A 22667-nucleotide genomic window follows, 5' to 3' on the forward strand; every position below is an offset into this window, starting at 1 on the left:
ATCCCTCATGCCCTCCCCCCTGGACCTGTTCGCCCTGCCCGAGACCCTCCGCGACAGCGACCACGTGATCGCGACCTACGTGCTGGATCTGCCCGCCGAGGCCGACGCCCTCGCCCGCGCCACACGCTTCGCCGTGGGGCAGACGATCGGCACATGGCTTCCCGTTCCCGGGATCACCGACGACATGCGGGCGCGGCACGAGGCGCGGGTGGTGAGCGTCTACAGCCTGCCGCCCTCCGACACCACCCGCCTCGACGACCCCGCGCGCATCGGCTACGTCCTGCGCGTCGCGGTGCCCACCATCAACTTCGGCGCCTCGCTGCCGATGCTGCTGACCACGCTCCTCGGCAACGACTCCTCCACCTCGGTCGAGGCCAAGCTCGTCGACCTCGAGCTGCCGGAATCGTTCAGCGACCGCTTCGCCGGCCCGTCCTTCGGCGTCGAGGGGCTGCGCCGCCTCACCGGCGTGCACGATCGACCCCTTCTGCTGAACATGCTGAAGCCGTGCGCCGGAATGCCCCCGGAGGTCGCGCGCGAGGTGTTCTTCCAGACCGCGCTCGGCGGCATCGATCTCATCAAGGACGACGAACTCACCGCCGATCCGGAGTACTCCCCCGTCGTCGAGCGCGTCCGCCTGTTCATGCGCGCCGCACAGGAGGCCGCCCAGGAGACCGGCATCGAGACGATCTACGTCCCCAACGTGACCGATCGCCCCGATCGCATGCTCGACACCGCCCGTCGGGCCGTGGATGCCGGAGCCCGAGCCGTCATGGCGACCTACGCCACGGTCGGCTACGGCTCGCTGGAAGCGCTCGCCGAGACGGTCGACGTGCCCGTGCTGGCCCACTTCGCCGGCGCCGCCCCGTACTTCGAGGGACCGTCGACGGGCATGAGCGCTCCGCTCGCGATGGGCCTGCTCCCGCGCCTCGCCGGGGCCGATCTGGCGCTGGTCAGCACGCCGTACGGCGGTGCGACCATCCGCTCGCTGCCCTACCTGCGGACGGTTCACCAGATGCTGCTCCCCCGGCCGGGTCTCGCGCCGACGATGCCCGTCATCGGCGGCGGCGTCCACCCGGGAACCGTGGAGCGCTACGTCTCCGAGCTCGGCACCGACATCGTGCTCGGGGCCGGCGGCGCGATCCAGGGCCATCCCGGCGGAGCGGCCGCGGGCGTGCGCGCGATGCGCCGCGCGATCGACGCCGCCGTCGCCGGCACACCCGTGGAGGAGGCCGCGTCCGAGACGCCCGAACTCCGCGCCGCGATCGACGCGTGGGGCGTGCTCTGACCCACGGCGGTGTCTCCGCGGGGCCGGGACGACGGACGCGGGGGCGGCGCGACGCGCGTGCACCGGCCCGCCCCGCCCCGTCAGGCCGACCGCACCTCGGCGATCGTGGCGAGGAAGCCCGCGGCATCCACTCCGGCCCGTCCGAGGAAAACACCGTCCGGGATGCCGTGCGGCAGGGAGGCGGCGCGACCGGCGGCCGCGATGGCCGCGAACGTCCCCGGCCCGGCGCTCCCGCCGTAGATCACGCGCACGGGACCCGACCGCTCGGCCAGCAGCTCGCGCAGGCGCGCGATCACCCCGACGACGTGCGCGGGCGGGGCCGGTTCGGTGGCCCCGATGGCCCACGTGGGTTCGTAGGCCACCACGACGGGCGCGTCCGCGGGGATGCCGGCGAACGCCGCGTCCAGCTGCGGCCGGATGACACGTTCCAGGTCCACCCCGCGCTCGGGCTCGCCGACGATGAGGACCGGCGCGATGCCGGCCTCGGCGGCGGTGCGCGCCTTGGCCCCGAAGATCTCGGGCGTCTCCGCGAAGTACCGCACCCGCTCGGGGTGGCCGATCATCGCGACGCGGGCGCCGAGGCCCGCGAGGAGGTCGGCGTTGTCCTCGCCCGTGTAGGCACCGCTCGGGTAGGCCGAGACGTCCTGGGTGCCGACGACCACGCCCAGCGGGGCGAGCGCGTCGACGCCGCGCGTGAGGAGTGCGGCCGGCAGGCAGACGAAGACGCCCTCGCCGCGCTCCGGCGTGCGTTCGAGGCCTGCGCGCAGGGCGTCGAGCCAGGCGCCGGCCGTCTCACCGGTCAAGTAGCTCTTCGGGCTGCAGCCGACCATGGTCGCGGGCAGGGACATGAGACCTCCTCGTCCCTCCGGGCCGGCATCCACGCTCTCCCGAAGTTGTGTATCCTTGTATATACATCTTAGGTGCACCCGCGCCGCTCATGTCACCGTCAATGGAGAACGAGACATATGACCAGCTTCTCTCGCGCCGACGCCGCGCAGCTGACCGGCCGGACCTTCGACGTCCTCGTCGTGGGAGGAGGCATCAACGGTGTCGCGATCGCCCGCGACGCCGCCACCCGCGGACTGTCCGTCGCCCTCATCGAGCGCGGCGACCTCGCCGTGGGCACCTCGTCCTGGAACAGCCGCCTGATCCACGGCGGCCTCCGGTACCTCGAGCACGGCGAGATCCCCCTCGTGTACGAATCCCTTCACGATCGCGAATGCCTCTTCCGCATCGCGCCGCACCTGGTGACCCCGCTGCCCTTCGTCGTGCCGCTGTACGGCCACAACCACCTCCCCGGGTGGATGTTCCGGATCGGCCTGGTCATGTACGACATCCTGTCGCTGCGGAAGTCCGTCCCGGCCCACCGCTACCTGAGCCGCAAGGCCATCGACACCGAACTCCCCGGCCTCGACAAGGACCGCCTCTCCGGCGCGGTCCGCTACTACGACGGGCAGGTCACGTACCCCGAGCGCCTCGTCATCGAGACCGCCCTGTCGGCGGCCGACGCCGGCGCGGTCATCGGCACCTACATCGAGGCATCCGACATCCTGCGCGAGGGCACCCGCGTGGTCGGCGTCTCGGCGCGCGACCTCCTGACCGACGAGACCTTCGAGATCCGCGCGAGCGCCGTCGTCAACGCCGCCGGCCCCTGGGTTGACGAGCTCGGCCAGAAGCTCGGGATGCCGCGGCAGATCGGCGGCACGACGGGGACGCACTTCGTGGTCGATGCCTTCCCCGGCGCACCCGACGCCTGCATCTACTTCGAGGCGCGGTCGGACAACCGCGCGATCCTCGTGATCCCGTGGAACGGCCGGTACCTCATCGGCACCACCGACGACCGGTTCGACGGCGACCCGGGCGCCGTCCGCGGCACCGACGACGAGGTCGCCTACCTCCTCGCCGAGACCAACCTGCTCATCCCGACGGCGAACCTCACCGCCGACGACGTGCTCTTCACCTACACCGGCGTGCGCCCGCTGCCCTACCGACCCGGAGTCAAGGCCGGGAACATCCCGCGCAGCCACCTCATCCTCAGCCATGACGACGCTCCCGGTCTCGTGACGATCGTCGGGGGCAAGCTCACCCCGCACCTGAGCCTCGGGAAGCAGACGGTCGACAAGATCGCGCGCCACCTCGGGCGCACGCTGTCCCCCTCGCGGACGGCGCGGATGCCGCTCCCCGGGGCAGTGTCCGATCGCTGGTCGGGTGCGACCCAGGCGCGCCAGCGCCTGTCCGCCACTCTCCCGTGGGAGCCCGCGCTCGCCGAGCGACTCGTCGACGTGTACGGCGCCGGTGCGGCGGCCATCCGGGATCTCGCGGCGACGGATCCCCGCGCCGCCGAGGTGTTCGGCCACGGGCGCGGCGCCGTCGTCGCGGCCGAGGTGCTCCACGCGATCCGGGCCGAGGGCGCGGCGACCCTCGTCGACATCCTGCACCGGCGCACGCTCGTGGGACTGGAGCCCGCCCTGGGGACCGACGTCGAGCGACCCGTGGCCGAACTGGCCGCGCGCGAACTCGGCTGGGACCGGGCGCGGATCGCGGCGGAACTCGCCGCGCAGCGGACGTACATCGAGCGGCTGCAGGGCGGAGTCGCCCGTCCGCGCACCGCGGCCCCGACCACCGCAGAGACGAAGGGCTGAGTCCATGCCTCATTACGATCTGGTCATTCTTGGTGCGGGTCCCGGCGGGTACGTCGCAGCCGTGCGCGGCGCGCAGCTGGGGCTGTCGGTCGCGGTCATCGAAGAGAAGTACTGGGGCGGTGTGTGCCTGAACGTGGGCTGCATCCCCTCCAAGGCGCTGCTGCGCAACGCCGACCTCGCGCACACCTTCCACGCCAAGGCCGACCTGTTCGGCATCTCCGGCGACGTGCACTTCGACTTCGGCACCGCCTTCGACCGGTCCCGCTCGGTCGCGGCCGGTCACGTCAAGGGCATCCACTACCTGATGAAGAAGAACAAGGTCACCGAATACGAGGGCCGCGGTCACTTCACCGACGACCACACCCTCACCGTGACCAAGGCCGACGGGTCGACCGAGCAGGTCACCTTCGACAACGTCATCATCGCCACCGGCTCCACCGTCCGCCTCCTCCCCGGCGTCACCCTCAGCGAGAACGTCGTCACCTACGAGGAGCAGATCCTCACCCGCGAGCTGCCCTCCTCGATCGTCATCGTCGGCGCCGGCGCGATCGGCATGGAGTTCGCCTACGTCATGACGAACTACGGCGTGAAGGTCACGATCATCGAGTTCCTCGACCGCGCCCTCCCCAACGAAGACGCCGAGGTCTCCAAGGAGATCCAGAAGCAGTACAAGGGCTACGGCGTCGACATCCTCACCTCCACCAAGGTCGACTCCGTCACCGACCACGGCGACAAGGTCACCGTCACCTACACCGGCAAGGACGGCTCGCAGGGCTCCATCGACGCCGACCGCGTGCTCATGTCCATCGGCTTCGCCCCCAAGGTCGACGGGTTCGGCCTCGAGAACACCGGCGTGAAGCTCACCGAGCGCGGCGCGATCGACATCGACGACCACATGCGCACCAACGTCCCCCACATCTACGCCATCGGCGACGTCACCGCCAAGCTGCAGCTCGCTCACGTCGCCGAGGCCCAGGGCGTCGTCGCCGCCGAGACCATCGCGGGGGCCGAGACCCAGACCCTCGGCGACTACCGCAACATGCCCCGCGCCACCTTCTGCAACCCGCAGGTCGCCTCCTTCGGCCTCACCGAACAGCAGGCCCGCGATGCCGGACACGACATCAAGGTCGCGAAGTTCCCCTTCTCCGCCAACGGCAAGGCCAACGGCCTGGGCGAACCCGTCGGCTTCGTCAAACTCGTCGCCGACGCCGACACCCTCGAGCTCATCGGCGGCCACCTCATCGGCCCCGACGTCTCCGAGCTCCTCCCCGAACTCACCCTCGCCCAGAAGTGGGAGCTCACGGCCTGGGAGGCCGCGCGGAACGTCCACACGCATCCCACGCTGTCCGAGGCGCTCCAGGAGGCGTTCCACGGGCTGACCGGCCACATGATCAACGCCTGACGCGGCCACCAGTGTCGTCCGCGGGGTTCCCGCACACCTCGCAGAAGCCGAGACTGCACCCGCCTGACGAATTCACTGCACGCTGCGGTGGGGATGTCAGGCGGATGAAGTCTCGGCGCCAGGAAGGCCGGGCCTTGCCGCGGCCTACTCCCGCGCGCGGAGCGCGGCGACCTCGTCGTAGCGCGCGCGGATCGCGGGCCGGAAGTCCGGGTCGACGGCCCGGGCCGTCGCGACCGTCCAGTCCACCGGACCGCCGGCGAGCACCCCCGCGGCCTGGCGCGCGGCGCCGAGCGCGACGTATTCCCCCGCGGCCGGGACGACGATCTCGGCGTCGAACACCTGCGCCGCGATCCGCGCGACGGCCTCGTTCGCGGCGGCCCCACCGATGAGCAGCACGCGGCGCACCTCGACGCCCTGCGCCTGGATCGCCTCGAGCCCCACGGCCAGGCCGCTCAGCATCCCCTCGATCGCCGCGCGGGCGAAGTTCGGCCGGGTCGTGGATGCCAGGGTCAGGCCCGTCAGCGATGCCTGCGCGTGCGGCAGGTTGGGCGTGCGCTCCCCCTCGAACCACGGCACGAGCACCACGCCGTCGGCACCCGGCTCGGCCTGCAGCGCCAGCGCGCCCAGCTCGTCGTGCGAGACGCCCAGCAGACCGGCGAACGCGTCGAGCACCCGGGCGGCGTTGAGTGTCGCCACGAGCGGCAGGAATCGGCCCGTGGCATCCGCGAATCCGGCGACGGCACCGGAGGTGTCGCGGACGACATGATCGGTCACGGCGAAGACGGTGCCGGAGGTACCCAGCGACACCACGACATCGCCGACCCCCGCCCCCAGACCGAGCGCGGCACCGGCGTTGTCCCCGGCACCGGGCCCGACGAGCGCGCCGCCCGCGAGCGTCCCGGCGCTCTCCCACGGCTCGAGCACGCGCGGCAGCACCGCGTCGTGTCCCAGAGCGCGCACGAGCAGCTCGCGGTCGTAGCCGTCGGCTCCCCAGTACGCGGTGCCCGAGGCATCCGAACGGTCGGTCGTCAGCTCGGTGAAGTCGGCGTTGCCCGGACCGAAGCCGCGCAGGCGCCACGTGAGCCAGTCGTGCGGCAGCGCGACCGCGGCGACGCTCGCCGCGTTCTCGGGTTCGGCATCCCGCAGCCACCGGAGTTTCGTGGCGGTGAAGGATGCCACGGGCACGACGCCCGTGCGCTCGGCGTACGCCTCGGCCCCCACCTCGGCGATGAGGTCGGTCGCGGCCTGCGCCGAACGGGTGTCGTTCCACAGCAGCGCGTCGCGGATGACGCGCCCCTCCGCGTCGAGCGCGACCATGCCGTGCTGCTGGCCCGCGATCGACACCGCCGCGACATCGTCGAGGCCGCCCGCCTGCGCGATGGCATCCTGCAGCGCGATCCACCACGCCTCGGGATCGACCGATGTTCCAGCGGGGTGCGACGCGCGCCCCTCGCGGACCACCCGCCCGGTGTCGGCGTCGACCACGACGACCTTGCACGACTGCGTCGACGAATCGACTCCCATGACGAGCGCCATGCTCACTCCCTCTGTTCGCGCCGCAGCGGTGCGGCATCCCGTTCAGTGTCCAAGACACGCCGTCTCACGTGCGAGCGATGCGGCGTGTCTTGGACACTCGACGGAAAGAGGGGCCCGGATGCCGTGGCATCCAGGCCCCTCCCGGGATCAGCGTGCGCCGAGCAGGTGCTCGGTGGCGAGCTGCTGCAGACGGACGAAGCCGAAGCCCTTGCCGCCGAGGTACGCGTCGGTGTCGAAGTCCTCGTAGGCCGAGCGGTCCGCGAGCAGGTCGTCGTACGACTCGCCCTCGTTCAGGGTCGGCTGCGCGAGCTCGAGGACCTTCGCGGCCTCCAGCGCCTCCTGCACCTCGGGGTCGGCGCGGAAGGCTGCGGCCCGCTCCTTGAGCAGCAGGTAGGTGTTCATGTTCGCCGAGACCGAGTCCCACACGCCCGACTCGTCCTCGGTGCGCGAGGGCTTGTAGTCGAAGTGACGCGGGCCGTCGTAGGCGGGGACGCCGCCGGGGCCGCCGTTCTCCAGCAGGTCGACGAGCGCGAAGGCGTTGTGCAGGTCGCCGTGGCCGAAGACGAGGTCCTGGTCGTACTTGATGCCGCGCTGACCGTTGAGGTCGATGTGGAAGAGCTTGCCGTGGTAGAGCGCCTGGGCGATGCCGGCGGCGAAGTTCAGGCCGGCCATCTGCTCGTGCCCGACCTCGGGGTTGAGGCCCACGAGCTCCGGACGCTCGAGCGAGTCGATGAACGCGATCGCGTGACCGAGGGTCGGGAGCAGGATGTCACCGCGGGGCTCGTTGGGCTTCGGCTCGATGGCGAAGCGGATGTCGTAGCCCTTGTCGGTGACGTAGTCGCCGAGGAGGTTGACGGCCTCGCGGTAGCGCTCGAGCGCCTGGCGGATGTCCTTCGCGGAGTCGTACTCGGCGCCCTCGCGGCCGCCCCACATGACGAACGTCTTCGCACCGAGCTCGGCGGCGAGGTCGAGGTTGCGCAGCACCTTGCGGAGCGCGAAGCGGCGCACCTGGCGGTCGTTGGAGGTGAAGCCGCCGTCCTTGAAGACCGGGGCCGAGAAGAGGTTGGTGGTGACCATCGGGGTGATGATGCCCGTGGCATCCATCGCGCCCTTCAGGCGGTCGATCTGCGTCTGACGCTCGGCGTCGGTGGAGCCGAAGGCGAACAGGTCGTCGTCGTGGAACGTCAGGCCGTAGGCGCCGAGCTCGGCGAGCTTCTCGACGACGTGGACGACATCGAGCGGCTTGCGGGTGGGTCCGCCGAACGGGTCGGTGCCGTTGTAGCCGACGGTCCAGAGGCCGAACGAGAACTTGTCGTCACGGGTGGGGGTGGGCATTCCTGCTCCTTCGCATGGATGCGCACGGTGGTTCGCCGCCGCACGAGGTTTTGTTGGTCTTCACAACATATACCCCGGATGCCACGGCGTCCAGCCCCAGCGTCAGAGTCCGAGCGCTCCGTCCACCACGGCGAACACCTCGGGGTCCCACGTCAGCGCCCGCTCCCACGGGAGACCGAATCCCTCGGCGAAGAAGATGCTGTGCACGTGGTCGCGGAACGAGTGCCGGTCGACCTCGGGCAGCACCGCGGCGGGCACCTCGTCCGCGCGTCCGCTGGTCATCGACACGAGGCCGTCGTGCGGCCAGAGCTGCACCGGATCGGCCGCCACGGCGAAGTAGCCGGCGCCGATCGCGGTCACGGGGATGCCGTCGAGCACACCCGCCTGCGCGTCGCTCCAGCCGCGCAGGAATCGCCGCGACACCTCGGCCGCGGCGCCTTCGGAGTTGGCATCCGCGTACGGACGCGCCTCGGCGAAGATCTGCAGCGTCGCCGGGTCGCCGTGGGCGTCGGCCTCGGAGATCTCGCCGTCGAGCAGGTCGCCGAGCACCGACCCGTCCCACGGGGTTCCGAGCGTCACGAGACGCTCGACCCGCGGACCGTCGCCGCCCAGCTCGCGGATCGCCGCGCGCGAGAACAGCCCGCCCATCGAGTGACCGACGAGCGCGACGCGGCCGACGCCCTCCTCGGCGGCGAGATGCCGGAGGAACCCTGCCAGCGCGACACCGGCGTCGTCGACGCGGCCGACGGCGTTGATCGTGACCTCGGCCGGCAGCACCACCGGCACGTCGGAGAAACCCTGCCATCCGGCATCCTCCCGCACCTCCCCCGCTCCGATGCGGGCGGGAGCCGTGAAGACGCGGATGCCACGGGCGAGGAAGTGCGCGCGGAGGGCGGTCATCGTGTTGCCCGCCGCGAGCCCGGTCGCTGCCGCGTGCTCGGGGTCGGTGTAGGGCGTGATGGCGGCTCCGCCGGAGACGAGGACGACGGCATCGGTCATGCGCTCAGGCTATCGAGCCGCGCATGTCCGTTGAGTGTCCAAGACACGCCGTACGCCCTGTGGTCGATGCGGCGTGTCTTGGACACTCGATCAACGCGCGTCAGTGCGGCAGCGCCTCTTCGATCGCGGAGACGACCTCGGGGGCGTCCGGCTGCGTGCGCGGGCTGAACCGGACGACGCGACCGTCGGGGAAGACGACGAACTTCTCGAAGTTCCACGAGATGCGGCCCTTCTTGCCCTCGGCATCCGGGGTCCGCGTGAGCTCCTGGTAGAGCGGGTGGGCGCTGCGCCCGTTGACCTTGACCTTCTCGGACATCGGGAAGGTCACGCCCCACGTCGCGGAGCAGTACTCGGCGATCTTCTCTTCGTCGCTGAGCTCCTGCAGGAACTGGTTGCTCGGGAAGCCGATCACCGTGAACCCGCGGTCGGCGTACTTCTTGTGCAGAGCTTCGAGCGCTTCGTACTGCGGCGCGAGGCCGCAGCGCGAGGCGACGTTGACGACGAGCGCCGCCTTGCCCTCGGTGAGGGCGCCGAAGGTGGTCTGCTCGCCACGGATGGTGGTGATCGGGATGCCGGACAGGTCCATGCTCCGATTTTGACACCGGGCGCTATGGGTGGGCTTCGATTCCCCATAAACACGATCCGCGCGCAGAAACGCGCTGTCGTCGCGTTTATGGCCGCGGATCGCGTTTATCGCGAACTCGACGGCGGGGGCGGCACGGCGGACGCTGGGGCGGCGGGGGCGGGCGCGCCGGGCGCACGGCGGATGCGGCGGATGCGGATGCTGCGGCAGCAGCACGAAGCCCACGCCGGGTCTGCGGCTCCGACGGGCGGAGCCGCCTCGCGTCGAGACCACGGAACGACGCCGCCCACCGCGGCGCCGCCCCGCGGCATCCGGGTCAGCGGCTGGAGTAGCCGCCGTCGATCGGCAGCGAGACGCCGGAGATCATGCCGGCGCCGTCGCTGAGGAGGAACACGATGGGGGCGGCGATGTCGTCTTCGGTGGCCCACTTGTGCAGAGGCATCGCCTCGAGGAACGGCCCCTCGATGTCGGGGCGACCCCAGTACCAGGCCGACATCGGCGTCATGACGACCGTGGGGTTCACGCTGTTGACCCGGATGCCGTAGCCGCCGAGTTCGAGGGCGGAGACGCGCGTGATGTTGTCGAGCGCCGCCTTCGAGGATCCGTACGAGATGTGCCCGGTGAGCGCGACGAGGCTGGCCTGGCTGGAGACGTTGACGATCGCGCCGCCCTTGCCGACGCGGATCATCTCGCGCGAGGCGTACTTGGTCACGAGCAGCGACCCGCGGGCGTTGATGCTCATGACCTTGTCGAACACGTCGATGTCGGTGTCCATCGGGGTCGCGATCTCGCCGCCCCAGCCACCGCAGTTGACGACGCCGTACAGGTCGCGCCCTTCGATCGCGGCGCGGATCTCCTCCTCGGATTCGAGGTCGAAGACGACGGGCTCGGCGCCGGTCTCGGCGGCGATCGCCTCGACGCTGTCGGCGGTGCGCCCGGCCGCGAGAACCGTTGCTCCGGCCGCGACGAGGTGGCGCACGGTCGCCCCGCCGATGCCGCCGCCGGCTCCGGTGACGAGGATGGTGCGGTCGGTGAATTCGGTCATGGGAAGCTCTTTCGCGGGTCCTGAGGGCGGGGACGACGTCGATGTCGTCGCGGCCCATGATAACCACAGAATCACGCGGATGACTTCGGTGTCATGACGAATTGATCACGGGTGTTGACACCGGTGTCACGGTGGGCTTACCGTAACCGGAGTTCGACCGGCGGCCACCCCCGCCGGACCGCTTCACCGGCGCAGCACCGAGACGTGCGACGTCGCCCGGAAGGACACAACGCCGTGACCCACACCTCGGAGAACGCCGCGCCGATCGCCGCCGCGACCGTGCACCTCGACGACCTCGTCGACCGTGCCCGCCAGCTCGTGGCCGCCGGCGAGCGTCGGGTTCTCGGTCTGTGCGGAACGCCGGGCGCGGGCAAGTCCACCGTCAGCGACGCCCTGCTCGCCGCCCTCGGCGCCGACGCGGTCCTGGTCGGCATGGACGGTTTCCATCTCGCCAACGACGAACTCGTGCGCCTCGGTCGCCGCGACCGCAAGGGCGCTCCCGACACGTTCGACGTCGACGGCTACGTCGCCCTGCTCGATCGCATCCGCACCGGACACGAGGTCTACGCGCCGCGCTTCGACCGCGGCCTCGAGGAGTCGATCGGCTCGGCGGTGCTCGTCGGCGCCGGCGTCCCCCTCGTCATCACCGAGGGCAATTACCTGCTGCACGACGAGAACGGCTGGGATGCCGTGGCATCCCGCCTCGACGAGGTCTGGTACCTCGACATCGACGCGCACGCCCGCCGCGAGCGTCTCGTCGCCCGCCGTCTCTCCTACGACCACCCCTACGACGAGGCCGTGGCCTGGGTCCGCGAGGTCGACGAGCGCAACGCCGCTGTCGTCGAACGCGGTCGCAGCCGGGCCGACCTCGTCGTCACCGTCGCCGACGGCCCCGCCGGGGGCGTCGGCCACCACGAAGGAGCATCCTCATGAGCACCACCACGGCTGTGCCCGTGCTGCAGGCGCGGGGTCTGTCGCGCCAGTTCGGATCCGTTCGGGCCCTCAACAACGTCGACTTCGAGGTCTACCCCGGCGAGGTCACGGCCCTCATCGGCGACAACGGTGCCGGCAAGTCGACCCTGGTCAAAGCCCTCTCGGGCAACCTCGCGGTCGACGAGGGCGAGATCCGTTTCGACGGGTCGCCGATCGACATGTCGAACCCGCAGGTCGCCTCCTCCCTCGGGATCGAGACGGTCTACCAGGACCTCGCTCTCGCGCCCCACCTCGACCCGGTGCAGAACATGTACCTCGGCCGCGAGATCCGTCGCCCCGGTCTCGCCGGAGCCTTGGGCTTCATGAAGACCAAGGACATGGCGCTCGCCTCGCGCGCCGCCTTCGACGAGCTCGGCGCGACCGTGCGCTCCCTCACGTCGCCCGTGGGCGAGATGTCGGGCGGGCAGCGGCAGGCGATCGCGATCGCCCGGGCCGTGCACTGGGCCTCGCGGGTGGTCTTCCTTGACGAGCCCACCGCCGCCCTGGGCGTACGACAGACCAAGAACGTGCTCGAGACCATCCGCCGCGTGCGCGACAAGGGCATCGCCGTGGTCTTCATCTCGCACTCGATGCCCCACGTCATCGACGTGTCGGACCGCATCCAGGTGCTGCGCCTGGGCACGCGCGTCGCGAACATCCAGGCCGCGGACACCTCCATGGAAGAACTCGTCGGGCTCATGACCGGCGCCGTCACGAAGGACGACCAGAAGTGAGCGTCAAGACCCCTCCCACCGAGACCGTCGCCATCGGCACCCTCGACAACCAGAAGACCCACCCGGTGCGCGCGATCCTGCGCACCCAGGCTTTCCAGATCCTGCTGGTGCTGCTGGCGATCATCATCGTCTTCAGCATCATCGCGCCGGACTCGTTCGCGCAGTGGACCAACTTCCGCCTGATCATCCAGAACGCCTCGATCCTCGCCGTCCTCGCGGTCGGCATGACCTACGTCATCATCACCGCCGGCATCGACCTCTCGGTGGGATCGGTCCTGGTGTTCTCGGGTGTCGTCGCGGCCATCGTCATGCGGGCGATGGGCGGCGAGGGCTGGGGCGTCGCGATCGTCGGCATCCTGGTCGCCATCCTGAGCGGCGTGTGCTGGGGGCTCCTGAACGGCTTCCTCATCGCGAAGGCGAAGATCCCGCCGCTGATCGTGACGCTGGGGTCGCTGGGCATGGCGCTGGGGCTCGCGCAGATCCTCACCGGCGGTGTCGACATCCGCGACGTCCCCACCGTGCTGACCGTCTCGATCGGATACGGAAACGTCTTCGGCAGCGTGCCGATCATCAGCGTCATCGCGCTCGTGGTCGTCGTCATCGGCGCGATCGTGCTGCACTACACCCGCTTCGGCCTCTACACGCTGGCCGTCGGATCGAGCGAGATCGCCGCCCGTCGCGTCGGCGTCAAGGTCGACGCGCAGCTGATCAAGATCTACACGATCTCCGGTGCCCTGGCCGGGCTCGGCGGCATCCTGTCGCTCTCGCAGTTCTCCACGACCGCGATCGCGGGCCAGTCGCAGACCAACCTCAACGTCATCGCGGCCGTGGTCATCGGCGGGACCTCCCTCTTCGGCGGCGTCGGCACGATCATGGGCACCGTCGTGGGCCTGTTCATCCCCGCGGTCCTGCAGAACGGCTTCGTCATCACCGGCGTGCAGCCCTTCTGGCAGCAGGTGGCGGTCGGCGCGGTGCTGATCACGGCGGTCTACGTCGACCAGGTGCGCCGCACCGCCGCGACCCGCGGCAACTCGCAGACCCTCTGGCGCAAGTTCCTCAGCGGAGGTCGGCGCGGCTGAGCCGCGGCGGCATCCCTTCCTCACAAACCCTCCAACCCGACAACAAGAACGGTGATCACAATGAAGTGGAACAAGAAGGCGACCGCACTGGCGGTCTTCGGCATGGCAGCGACCCTGACCCTCGCGGGATGTTCCGGCGGGACCGCCTCGGGCGGTGCGTCCGGCGGATCCGACGGCGGCTACAAGATCGCGTTCGTGCAGGGCGTGGCGGGAGATGAGTTCTACATCTCGATGCAGTGCGGCATCCAGGCCGCGGCCGAGAAGGAAGGCGCCACCGTCACCACCCAGGGCCCGGAGAAGTTCGACCCGACCCTGCAGAAGCCCATCGTCGACGCCGTCGTCGCCTCAAAGCCCGACGCGCTGCTGATCGCCCCCACCGACGTGTCCGCGATGCAGGCCCCCATCGACGCGGCCATCGCCGCGGGCATCAAGGTCGTCCTCGTCGACACCACCCTGGACGACCCCTCCGGTGTCGTCTCGCAGATCTCCAGTGACAACGAAGGCGGCGGAGCCGCCGCGTTCGAAGCGATCCAGAAGGCCAACCCGGACGGCGGCAAGGTCCTCGTCGTCTCCACCGACCCCGGCGTGTCCACCACCGACGCCCGCGCGAAGGGCTTCGAAGACGCCGTCGCCAAGGACTCCAAGTTCGAATCCGTCGGCGTGCAGTACTCCCACAACGAACCCTCCACCGCCGCCGAGATCGTCACCGCCGCGCTGCAGAAGGACCCCGACATCGTCGGCATCTTCGCCGCCAACCTCTTCGCCGCCGAAGGCTCCGCCACCGGCGTCCAGCAGGCCGGCAAGCAAGGCGCCGTCACCATCGTCGGCTTCGACGCCGGCCCCGCCCAGGTCAAGGCCCTCGAAGCCGGCACCGTCCAAGCCCTCGTCGCCCAAGAACCCGCCACCATCGGCTCCGACGGCGTCACCCAGGCCATCGCCGCCCTCAAGGGCGACGCCACCGAAGCGAAGATCCAGACCGGCTTCACCATACTCACCAAAGACAACATCACCACCGACGGCAAGGACGCGGTCTACAAGTCCTCCTGCTGACCACCCCCGGATGCCGGGACCCCCACGCACGCGCGAAAGGGCCCCGGCATCCACCCCCCTCCCTCACCCGCGTGAGGAGTCAGAAACTGTCGCCACAGGGCATCCCCGGCGACAGAAAACGACCCCTCACGCACACGCCCTCGCCCCCGTACACGGAGCCCCGCATGACCGAACTCACCACCGCCGCCCTCGCCACCCTCGCGGCGGATGTCTCCGTACCGACGTACGACCGCGCCGCGGTGCGCCGGCGCGTCGTGCACTTCGGCGTCGGCGGGTTCCACCGGGCGCACGAGGCGATGTACCTCGACCGACTGCTCGAAGACGGCCACGGCGACTGGGGCCTGTGCGGCGTCGGCGTGCTGTCTTTCGACGCCGCGATGCGCGACGCGCTCGACGCGCAGGACGGCCTCTACACACTCGTCACCACCGCTCCCGACGGCTCGTCCAAAGCCCGCGTCGTCGGCTCGATCGTGGACTACCTCTTCGTCCCCGACGGCCCCGAGGCCGTGATCGCCACGCTCGCCGACCCCGACACCGCCATCGTCTCTCTCACCATCACCGAGGGCGGCTACGGCATCGACGACGCGACCGGGACCTACGCGCCGCGTGACGAAGCGACCCTCGCCGACCTCGACGGGGCCACCCCGCCCCGCAGCGTCATGGGGCTCCTCGCCGAGGGAGTGCGCCGGCGCCGGGATGCCGGCATCCCCGCCTTCACGGTGATGTCGTGCGACAACATCCAGGGCAACGGCCACGTCGCACGCGCGGCGCTCCTCGGCTTCGCGGAGCGGCGCGACGCGGCGCTCGCCGGGTGGATCGCCGAGAACGTGTCGTTCCCGAACTCCATGGTCGACCGCATCACCCCCGTCACCACCGACGAGACGCGCGCCGCCGTCGCCGAGGAGTTCGGCATCGACGACCGGTGGCCGGTGCGGTCGGAGTCCTTCGTGCAGTGGGTGCTCGAGGATGCCTTCCCGCTCGGCCGCCCGCCGTTCGAGCGGGCCGGAGTGCAGCTGGTCGACGATGTCGAGCCGTACGAACTCATGAAGCTGCGCCTGCTCAACGCCTCGCACCAGGCGATGAGCTACCTCGGCATCCTGTCGGGGGCCCACTACGTCCACGAGGTGTGCACCGACGAGCTGTTCGTCGCGTTCCTGAAGGGGTACATGCACGACGAGGCCATCCCGACGCTGCGCCCGGTACCGGGGATCGACCTCGACGCCTACTGCGACCAGCTGATCGCGCGGTTCAGCAGCGAAGCGATCCGCGACACGCTCGCGCGCCAGGTGGTGGACGGGTCCGACCGGCTCCCCAAGTTCCTGCTCCCCGTGGTGCGCGAGCAGCTCTCCACCGGCGGGCGCATCGACCACGCCGCCCTCGTGCTCGCGGCGTGGAGCGTCTTCCTCGAAGGCCGCACGGAGACGGGTGAGGAGACCCCCGCGGTGGACAGTCGTCTCGACGAACTGCGCGCGATCGTGGCCCACGACCCGGCGGCGCTGCTCGACTACGCGCCCGTCTTCGGCGATCTCGGGCAGGACGCGCGCCTGCGCACGGCGTATCTCGCCGCACGCGCGACGTTGGCCGAGCGCGGCGCGCGGGGCGCGATCGCCGAGATCACCGGCGGCTGAGGGCGACTCGCCGGCGCTGCCGCGGGGCCTCGACCCGGCGTCGAGCGTCGCTCACCGTCCCGGCAGACGCCCCAAGAACCCGGCGATCGCGGCACGGAACCGCTCCGGCTCCTGGTTGGCCTCGTTGCAGTGACCCGTCGCGTCGAACGCGACCAGCTCGGCATCCGGATGCCGTGCCACGTAGGCCACCGATCCCGAGAACGGCACCACGGGGTCGGTGCGGGCGTGCACGATGAGGGTCGGCAGGCGCGGCCCCGGTCGCCCCTCCCCCACCCAGGTCAGCGCTCGGGCGTCGACCGATTCGATGAGGCCGAGGGCACGGGCGCCGATCCGGCTGCGCAGAACGCGCATCGACGACGAGGCGATGGAGCGCGGGAGGCGCGCCCGGGTGACGGCGTTCTCGACCACCCGCGTCCAGTCCAGTGCCGGAGCGATCAGCACGAGACCCGTCACCGCCGCGCGATGCGTCGACCGTTCGACCGCGAGCATGGCGATCGTGCCGCCCATCGACCACGCGACCAGCACGATCTCGCGCGCGCCCCTCCCGATCGCGTAGGCGATGGCGTCGTCGACGTCACGCCACTCGCGCGTCCCGAGACTCGAGGGCAGGCTGTCGGCGGGCGCGCACTCGTCGTCACCGGCGTACGACACCACCAGAGACATCCACCCGGAATCGGTCGTCGCGGGCGCCGATCGCAGTGCGCCGTGGCGACTGGACCGCAGGCCGTGCACATGGATCGTCCACCGCCCGTCGGCCGCCGCGGGGTCACCGATCTCCCACGCGTCCGCGGTCCCGCCGCGCCGCAGCGGCACGGAGACGTGCCGCGTGGGCCCGACGTCCTCGGGGGCGTCGATGTTCTGCGTCGTCCACGCGGCGATGGAGACGCCGTCGCGCAGATCGTCGGGCCGGGCGAGGACCGACCGCACGACGCGATCACCGTCTCGGCGCACCACCTCGCCGACCATGACGTGCGTGCCGTCGTCGAGCCGAAGGCCGTAGGTGCCGGGCTCGAGACTCTCCACCGTCGTGGGGACGGAGACCGTGTCGCCCACGATCGTGACCGGCGCGAACACCTTCGGCGCCCGCGGCGCCACGAGACGGCGTGCCACGTATCCGGCGACGGCGGTGTGCACGACCGCGACGGCGGCCGCGGCGAGGCCGAGGCCGATCAGGACCGCACGCACCACTTTCAGACTCCCTCTCTCGGCGGACCCCGGAATGCCCATCCGGCGCCCCTGTCGACCGTAGCCGCCCGCGAGGACCGGATCAGAGTCCGCAGGACTCCCGCTCGATGAGCGAGACGTCGATGACGGTGACGTCTTCGAGCCCCGGCCCCCCACCGGGCTGGAGCCGCGCGAAGATGCGTTCCGCGGCGAGTGCGCCGATGCGGCGCGGGTCCTGGTCGATGACGGTGACCGAGGGCGTGAGCGTGTCGGCCATCGGGAAGTCACCGAAGCCCACGAAGGGCATCGGCCGCCCGCGGAGCACGTGGGCGAGGGCCATCGACGAACGCGCGTTCGCCGAGAAGAGGGCCGTGGGCGGATCGGTGAGGGTGCGAAGGCCGTCGACAGCGGATGCCGCCGACGCACGGTCCGAGACGCGAGAGACGACGAGTCCCTCGTCGACGGCGACGCCGGCCTCATGCAACGCGCGGCGCCAGCCTTCGACGCGGTTGGTCTCGGTGGACAGGTGCACCATGTCGCCGACGTACGCGATGCGCCGGTGTCCGTGCGAGAGCAGGTGGGTGGTCGCCAGGTGCGCACCGGCCTCGTCGTTCTCGGTGAACGTGTCGGTGGACAACCCCACGGGCGCGCGGTCGACGAAGACGATGGGGGTGTGGCCGCGCCAGCGTTCGAGCCACGAGTGGTCGGTGCCGACGGGCGCGATGACGAGACCGGTCAGCTGCCGGCCCAGGAGCGACTCCAATGCCGGGCGCTCGTCATCCGGGTCCTCGCCCAGGCTCGTCACGAGCGTCGAGAGCCCGCGACGCCGTGCGGTGTCCTCGACCGCTCGGGCGATCGCGGCGAAGAACGGATCGACGACGTCGGGAACGGCCACCCCGATGACCGAGGCCCGCCCGGCGCGGAAGGTGGTCGCCAGGGCGTTGGGGACGTAGTTGAGCTCGCGCATCGCGGCCTCGACGAGCGCGCGGGTGTCGGGAAGCACGTGGGGGTCGTCGTTGAACACGCGCGACACGGTCTTGGTGCTCACCCCGGCCCGCTGGGCGACGTCACGCATCGTGGTCACGAGACACCTCCGGGGTGTGGGCGGGTGAAGGCTTCGACTGGCAACCCTATCCGGCACGCGCCGGTGCCCTTCCCGACCGCGACGCGCGACGAAACCGCCGATTGCGACGCGGGAGCCGATCCCGCCCGCCGGACAGGTCGGCCCGCTTCCCCCGCGTGCACCCGCGGGGGAACGGCCGCATGCCGGGCGGGCGGGATCACCTCAGCGGCCGTCGACGGCGTCGGCGAGCTCGCGCAGGCGCGGCAGGGCGCGGCCCGAGAGCAGCTCCTCGCGACGGTCGGCGTCGATGGAGAGACTGTCCTTCCACAGCGACCGGCCGGCCATCGCACCCGAGGCGCCGTGGGCGACGGCGGTGCGCACCTGCGCGATGAAGGTCTCGTGGTCGACGCCGGCGGAGAGCACGGCCCACGGCACGCCCTGGGCGGCCGCGGTCACGCGCGCGCTCGCCTCGGCCGAACCGGGGTACTGCAGCTTGAGGATCTTCGCGCCGCACGCCACGGCCAGGGCTGCGCCGTCGACGACGAGGTCGGCGAACTTCTCCTTGTACTCCTCGTCGCTCTCCCCCTCGAGCTGGTAGGTCAGCAGCTCGACGATGAGGAGCAGCCCTTCCTCGTCGCACGCCTTCACCAGGTCGCGGATCTCGTGCGCGACGCGAGAGTCGGCATCCTGCTTGTCGGGGCGGGTGTACCAGAGCATCTTGGCCACGTCGGCGCCCTGCTCGCGGATGGAGTGCGGCGTGGTGCCGGGGACGTAGCGCGTGTACTTGAGGCCGTCGACCGTCTCGGCACCCGAGGCGTCGAGACCGACGACGAGGGCGGTGTCGCGGGCGAGCACGCCGTCGTCGACGATCTGCGGGAGGGCGACCTCGGGGTCGAGCAGGATCGCGGGGGCGTGGTTCGCGAGGTGGCGCACGAGGTCGGCCTTCACCTCGGCGAGCTCCTCGCGGGTGATCGCGTCGGAGCCGTTCGGGGCGTCCTTGATGGCGGCCTTCATGCCGTTGCGCTGATCGGCGGCGACGATGAGCATGTGGCCGTCGGGGGTGCTGATGGACTGGAGCGCGCGGCGCTCGAGGGTGGTGAGTTCGTTCATGATCTTCTCTTCTCTGGGGTTCTCGCGCGCGGGTGGGCGCGGGTGTTCAGGAGGGGACGGATGCCGAGACGAGGCGTCGCGCCATGTCGGCGGCTCCCCACGCGACGTCCTGTTCGCGGGTGGACAGGGTGGGGTTCGGGAGCACCTCGGCGCGGGCGCGGCGGACGGAGGCCATGCCCGCCCAGCCGCCGGTGAGGGTGGAGTGGGTGGCGGGGGCGACCTCGCGGTCCATCGCGGCGATGAGGGCGGCGATCTCGTCGTTGCTGTGCCGCAGCACCGCCCCGAAGATCTCGGCGGGGCTCGCCTCGGTGTGCAGCGTCAGACGCAGCACGCCGTCGTCGTTGCGGGCACCGGTGACCTCGATCGCGCCGGCCGGGAGCCCGCCCTCGGAGGGAAGGGCCATCACCGCGGCGTCCAGGGCATCGCGTCCGGCGCGATCGCTGATCCCCGCGGCGTGCAGCGCCCGGCGCAGCAGCAGCCCGGTCTTCACTCCGGCGACGAGCACGTGCTTGCCGGGCACGACGTGGCGCACCTCGTTGATGAGGGCCTCGGCGAGCCGCCGGCGAGCGGCGAAGCCGAGGGGGCGGTCGAGCACCCGCAGCAGCACCTCGGCCGTGCCGAGCGAGACGTGGTATCCGTCGGCATCCAGGGTGCCGTTGGCCTGGGCTGCGACGAGGTGGTCGTGCCCTGCGACCGTGAGCGCGGCGCCCGCGACACGGGGTCCGAAGGCGCCGGATGCCGTCCCCCAGGGCAGTCCGCCACCCCGCAGCGGCGGCAGCAGAGCGTCGTCGACGCCCAGAGCGTCGAGCATCGCGGGCCAGGCCGCGCCGGAGTCCTGGTCGATGAGACCGGTGCGCGAGGCGAGCGAGAGCTCGAGCGCCACGTCGCCGCCGAGGGCCGCGACGACGAACTCGGGGAGGTCGAGCCAGCGGAGCCCCACGAGGTCGGTGCCCTGGTCGCGCAGCCACGCGAGCTTCGCGACGCTCACCTGAGCGCCGAGCGGCAGGCCCGTGCGGCCGGCGAACTCGTCGCGCACCTCGGCGGGGAAGGCGGCGATCTGCTCCCACCCGCGCGGGTCGAACCAGGCGAAGCCGGGGGCTGCGGCCCGGCCGTCGGCGTCGATCAGGATGCCGGTCTCGCCCATGCCCGCGACGGCCAACGACGTCAGCGGCTCCGAGGTGAGAGCAGCCAGGTCGGCATCCACGAGGTCGATCAGCGTCCGGACGGCGGTGAGGAGATCGTCGGCGTCGAGGTCGGTGGTTCCGCCCGGGCCGACACGCCACGGCGTCGGCACCTGCGCTCCGGCGATCTCTGCGCCGGCGTCGTCGATCACGAGCATCTTGATGCCCGTGCTGCCGAGGTCGATGCCCGCGTGGAGGCGCGACGCAGCCGGAATCATGTCACCGGTGTCTCGCATGAGCGGCCGTCCTTTCCGGAACTTCCTCGAGTCCCGGAATTTCAAGCATGACACCGGTGACTTGCTACGTCTATGGTGGAGGTATGCCGTCGTCGTGTCAAATGCCCGATCCGCTCGCCGTCGTCGTCGCCGGTCCCGCCGGAAGCGGCAAGAGCACGCTGGGCCGGGCGATCGCCGCGCGGCTGCGCGCTCCGCTCGTCGACCTCGACAGCGTCACGACGCCGCTGCTCGAAGCGCTCCCGGCCGACGCCCTCGGCGGACACTGGCTCACCTCGTCCCACGCCGCGGCGATCCGCTCCGGTCGATACGCGGCACTACGCGCGACGGCATCCGACGCACTCTCCACCGCGGGCAGCGTCGTCGTCGTCGCGCCCTTCACCGCGGAGCTGTCGGGCGGCGACGACTGGCACGCCCTGCGCGACGCGCTGCGCCCCGCCGAGCCCGTGGTGATCCGGGTCGACGGCGATCCCGCCGTGCTCGCGTCTCGGCGCCACGCGCGCGGCGCCGCGCGGGACGTGCACCGTCCCGACACCCCCGCCGTCGCGCCCGCGATCCCCGTGATCGCCGTGGATTCCGAGCTCACGACCGCCCAGCAGCTCGCCCGTGTGCTCCCCGCACTCGGTCTGAGGCGCCCGGTCGACCGCGATGCCGCGGTCTTCGCGCGCGAGTTCGACGCGGTGCTGTTCGACCTCGACGGCACGCTCGTCGACTCCACGGCATCCGTCGTGCGTTCCTGGCGCCGCTTCGCCGAACACTTCGACGTGTCGATGGAGGCTCTGCACGCCAACCACGGCCAGCCCGCGCGCACGCTCGTGGGCCATCTCCTGCCCGCCGATCGGCACGCCGAAGCGCTCGCGCACGTGACCGATCTCGAGGTGGCGGATGCGGTGGGCCTGCGGCCGATCCGCGGCGCGGCGGAGTTCTTCGCGTCGGTGCCGCCCGAGCACCGCGCCATCGTGACCTCCGGCTCGGTGCCGATCGCCACCGCGCGCCTGGCGGCGGCGGGCTACGAGCGTCCCGCGGTGTTCGTCACCGTCGATGACGTCGTGAACGGCAAGCCCGACCCGGAGCCGTTCCTCCTCGCCGCCGAGCGCCTGGGCGTCGACCCGGCGCGCTGCCTCGTCGTCGAGGACGCCCCGGCCGGCATCGCCGCGGCCCGCGCCGCGGGGTGCGCGGTGATCGCCCTCACCGGCACGACCGCCGAGGAGGAGTTGGCCGCCGACCTGGTGGTGGACGGTCTGGATGCCGTGCGACTCGAGCTCACGCCGGCGGGGGCCCTGCGGCTGGTGCCGGCCTGACCCGGGAGTCGCGCGCGATGCTCCGCCGCCGGCGCCCGATCTTCACGCGCGACCGGCTCAGCCGTCGCCCGGGTGCGGAGCGAGTCGAGTGAGTCGCGTGCGGCCGGGCACGCGAGCGTAGTCGACCAGGTACACGCGCTGTCCGGGCCGGAGGCGCTCGATGAGATCGGTCAGCGGAACACCTGACACGAAGTCGTCCTCACTGACTGACTGCGGGTCGTGGTCGGCCACGAGGAACACGGGCGCGCATTCGATGCCCTCGATCGCGTGAATCCTCGCCATGAGAGCAGTCTGAAGCCCGCACCGGCACCGGCACCACCCCGCC

General features: G+C 71.4%; 20 protein-coding genes. 9 read left to right on the plus strand and 11 right to left on the minus strand.

Annotated elements, in window-relative coordinates; translation table 11 throughout:
- Positions 1-7 precede the first annotated feature (7 nt).
- Positions 8-1285, plus strand: a complete 1278-nt coding sequence (locus QM517_RS08125) for a RuBisCO large subunit C-terminal-like domain-containing protein (RefSeq protein WP_283286465.1) — start codon at positions 8-10, stop codon at positions 1283-1285.
- Positions 1286-1365: 80 nt separating this feature from the next.
- Here QM517_RS08125 and QM517_RS08130 read toward each other — a convergent pair whose 3' ends face one another.
- Positions 1366-2133 carry a triose-phosphate isomerase family protein gene (locus QM517_RS08130; RefSeq protein ID WP_283286467.1) on the minus strand — a complete coding sequence of 256 codons (768 nt, stop codon included), beginning with the start codon at positions 2131-2133 and terminating at the stop codon, positions 1366-1368.
- Positions 2134-2250: 117 nt separating this feature from the next.
- On the opposite strand from QM517_RS08130, the gene QM517_RS08135 reads away from it, so the two are divergent.
- Both QM517_RS08135 and lpdA read left to right on the plus strand, forming a co-directional pair.
- Positions 2251-3927, plus strand: coding sequence for a glycerol-3-phosphate dehydrogenase/oxidase (locus tag QM517_RS08135; RefSeq protein WP_283286469.1), 1677 nt, complete (start codon positions 2251-2253; stop codon positions 3925-3927).
- 4 nt (positions 3928-3931) lie between these two features.
- Positions 3932-5329 (plus strand): dihydrolipoyl dehydrogenase, encoded by a 1398-nt coding sequence (gene lpdA / locus QM517_RS08140; RefSeq protein ID WP_283286470.1) that lies wholly within the window; start codon positions 3932-3934, stop codon positions 5327-5329.
- Between the two features lie 144 nt (positions 5330-5473).
- On the opposite strand, the gene xylB is transcribed toward lpdA, so the two are convergent.
- The 5 genes from xylB to QM517_RS08165 form a co-directional block, all read right to left on the minus strand.
- Complete coding sequence (gene xylB / locus QM517_RS08145; RefSeq protein ID WP_283286472.1) at positions 5474-6865, minus strand: xylulokinase; 1392 nt, start codon at positions 6863-6865, stop codon at positions 5474-5476.
- 147 nt (positions 6866-7012) lie between these two features.
- The gene (gene xylA, locus QM517_RS08150) at positions 7013-8200 is read right to left on the minus strand and encodes a xylose isomerase (protein WP_160897364.1); all 1188 of its coding nucleotides are present in this window, start codon (positions 8198-8200) and stop codon (positions 7013-7015) included.
- Positions 8201-8302: 102 nt separating this feature from the next.
- Positions 8303-9199, minus strand: coding sequence for an esterase/lipase family protein (locus QM517_RS08155; RefSeq protein WP_283286475.1), 897 nt, complete (start codon positions 9197-9199; stop codon positions 8303-8305).
- A gap of 100 nt (positions 9200-9299) precedes the next feature.
- Entirely contained in the window at positions 9300-9785 is a 486-nt protein-coding gene (locus QM517_RS08160) for a glutathione peroxidase (RefSeq protein WP_160897362.1), read from the minus strand.
- Positions 9786-10098: 313 nt separating this feature from the next.
- Positions 10099-10827, minus strand: a complete 729-nt coding sequence (locus QM517_RS08165) for an SDR family oxidoreductase (protein ID WP_160897361.1) — start codon at positions 10825-10827, stop codon at positions 10099-10101.
- 234 nt (positions 10828-11061) lie between these two features.
- On the opposite strand from QM517_RS08165, the gene QM517_RS08170 reads away from it, so the two are divergent.
- The 5 genes from QM517_RS08170 to QM517_RS08190 all read left to right on the plus strand — a co-directional run bounded on the left by QM517_RS08170 (position 11062) and on the right by QM517_RS08190 (position 16290).
- Positions 11062-11760: a nucleoside/nucleotide kinase family protein gene (locus tag QM517_RS08170; protein WP_283286478.1), complete on the plus strand. Its 699-nt coding sequence runs from the start codon at positions 11062-11064 to the stop codon at positions 11758-11760.
- Complete coding sequence (locus QM517_RS08175) at positions 11757-12533, plus strand: ATP-binding cassette domain-containing protein (protein ID WP_160897360.1); 777 nt, start codon at positions 11757-11759, stop codon at positions 12531-12533. The genes QM517_RS08170 and QM517_RS08175 overlap by 4 nt, the downstream gene beginning before the upstream one ends.
- Positions 12530-13612, plus strand: a complete 1083-nt coding sequence (locus tag QM517_RS08180) for an ABC transporter permease (protein ID WP_160897359.1) — start codon at positions 12530-12532, stop codon at positions 13610-13612. Before QM517_RS08175 ends, QM517_RS08180 begins: the two co-directional genes overlap by 4 nt.
- Positions 13613-13672: 60 nt before the next feature.
- A complete protein-coding gene (locus tag QM517_RS08185) occupies positions 13673-14662 on the plus strand; it encodes an ABC transporter substrate-binding protein (protein ID WP_283286482.1) in 990 nt (329 codons plus the stop codon).
- Between the two features lie 164 nt (positions 14663-14826).
- Positions 14827-16290 (plus strand): mannitol dehydrogenase family protein, encoded by a 1464-nt coding sequence (locus QM517_RS08190; protein WP_283286484.1) that lies wholly within the window; start codon positions 14827-14829, stop codon positions 16288-16290.
- Between the two features lie 51 nt (positions 16291-16341).
- Here the strand turns inward: QM517_RS08190 and QM517_RS18635 are convergent, their stop codons facing one another.
- The 4 genes from QM517_RS18635 to QM517_RS08210 all read right to left on the minus strand — a co-directional run bounded on the left by QM517_RS18635 (position 16342) and on the right by QM517_RS08210 (position 21044).
- Complete coding sequence (locus QM517_RS18635; protein WP_283286485.1) at positions 16342-17478, minus strand: alpha/beta fold hydrolase; 1137 nt, start codon at positions 17476-17478, stop codon at positions 16342-16344.
- A 79-nt stretch (positions 17479-17557) separates the two neighbouring features.
- Positions 17558-18529: a LacI family DNA-binding transcriptional regulator gene (locus QM517_RS08200; protein ID WP_283287308.1), complete on the minus strand. Its 972-nt coding sequence runs from the start codon at positions 18527-18529 to the stop codon at positions 17558-17560.
- A 210-nt stretch (positions 18530-18739) separates the two neighbouring features.
- Positions 18740-19627 (minus strand): hypothetical protein, encoded by an 888-nt coding sequence (locus tag QM517_RS08205; RefSeq protein ID WP_283286487.1) that lies wholly within the window; start codon positions 19625-19627, stop codon positions 18740-18742.
- Positions 19628-19673: 46 nt separating this feature from the next.
- A complete protein-coding gene (locus QM517_RS08210; RefSeq protein WP_283286489.1) occupies positions 19674-21044 on the minus strand; it encodes an FGGY family carbohydrate kinase in 1371 nt (456 codons plus the stop codon).
- Between the two features lie 101 nt (positions 21045-21145).
- On the opposite strand from QM517_RS08210, the gene QM517_RS08215 reads away from it, so the two are divergent.
- Positions 21146-22342 carry an HAD-IA family hydrolase gene (locus tag QM517_RS08215; protein ID WP_283286491.1) on the plus strand — a complete coding sequence of 399 codons (1197 nt, stop codon included), beginning with the start codon at positions 21146-21148 and terminating at the stop codon, positions 22340-22342.
- Between the two features lie 57 nt (positions 22343-22399).
- Here the strand turns inward: QM517_RS08215 and QM517_RS08220 are convergent, their stop codons facing one another.
- Complete coding sequence (locus QM517_RS08220) at positions 22400-22624, minus strand: hypothetical protein (protein WP_160897514.1); 225 nt, start codon at positions 22622-22624, stop codon at positions 22400-22402.
- Between the last annotated feature and the right edge of the window lie 43 nt (positions 22625-22667).

Source organism: Microbacterium sp. IEGM 1404 (assembly GCF_030056775.1).
Taxonomy (GTDB): Bacteria; Actinomycetota; Actinomycetes; order Actinomycetales; family Microbacteriaceae; genus Microbacterium.

What these genes read in the sequence shown, in the direction of transcription:
- QM517_RS08125 (WP_283286465.1), top strand. Translation starts at nt 8, where the DNA reads ATGCCCTCCCCCCTGGACCTGTTCGCCCTGCCCGAGACCCTCCGCGAC.
- QM517_RS08130 (WP_283286467.1), bottom strand. Translation starts at nt 2,133, where the DNA reads ATGTCCCTGCCCGCGACCATGGTCGGCTGCAGCCCGAAGAGCTACTTG.
- QM517_RS08135 (WP_283286469.1), top strand. Translation starts at nt 2,251, where the DNA reads ATGACCAGCTTCTCTCGCGCCGACGCCGCGCAGCTGACCGGCCGGACC.
- lpdA (WP_283286470.1), top strand. Translation starts at nt 3,932, where the DNA reads ATGCCTCATTACGATCTGGTCATTCTTGGTGCGGGTCCCGGCGGGTAC.
- xylB (WP_283286472.1), bottom strand. Translation starts at nt 6,865, where the DNA reads ATGGCGCTCGTCATGGGAGTCGATTCGTCGACGCAGTCGTGCAAGGTC.
- xylA (WP_160897364.1), bottom strand. Translation starts at nt 8,200, where the DNA reads ATGCCCACCCCCACCCGTGACGACAAGTTCTCGTTCGGCCTCTGGACC.
- QM517_RS08155 (WP_283286475.1), bottom strand. Translation starts at nt 9,199, where the DNA reads ATGACCGATGCCGTCGTCCTCGTCTCCGGCGGAGCCGCCATCACGCCC.
- QM517_RS08160 (WP_160897362.1), bottom strand. Translation starts at nt 9,785, where the DNA reads ATGGACCTGTCCGGCATCCCGATCACCACCATCCGTGGCGAGCAGACC.
- QM517_RS08165 (WP_160897361.1), bottom strand. Translation starts at nt 10,827, where the DNA reads ATGACCGAATTCACCGACCGCACCATCCTCGTCACCGGAGCCGGCGGC.
- QM517_RS08175 (WP_160897360.1), top strand. Translation starts at nt 11,757, where the DNA reads ATGAGCACCACCACGGCTGTGCCCGTGCTGCAGGCGCGGGGTCTGTCG.
- QM517_RS08185 (WP_283286482.1), top strand. Translation starts at nt 13,673, where the DNA reads ATGAAGTGGAACAAGAAGGCGACCGCACTGGCGGTCTTCGGCATGGCA.
- QM517_RS08190 (WP_283286484.1), top strand. Translation starts at nt 14,827, where the DNA reads ATGACCGAACTCACCACCGCCGCCCTCGCCACCCTCGCGGCGGATGTC.
- QM517_RS08200 (WP_283287308.1), bottom strand. Translation starts at nt 18,529, where the DNA reads ATGCGTGACGTCGCCCAGCGGGCCGGGGTGAGCACCAAGACCGTGTCG.
- QM517_RS08205 (WP_283286487.1), bottom strand. Translation starts at nt 19,627, where the DNA reads ATGAACGAACTCACCACCCTCGAGCGCCGCGCGCTCCAGTCCATCAGC.
- QM517_RS08210 (WP_283286489.1), bottom strand. Translation starts at nt 21,044, where the DNA reads ATGCGAGACACCGGTGACATGATTCCGGCTGCGTCGCGCCTCCACGCG.
- QM517_RS08215 (WP_283286491.1), top strand. Translation starts at nt 21,146, where the DNA reads ATGCCCGATCCGCTCGCCGTCGTCGTCGCCGGTCCCGCCGGAAGCGGC.
- QM517_RS08220 (WP_160897514.1), bottom strand. Translation starts at nt 22,624, where the DNA reads ATGGCGAGGATTCACGCGATCGAGGGCATCGAATGCGCGCCCGTGTTC.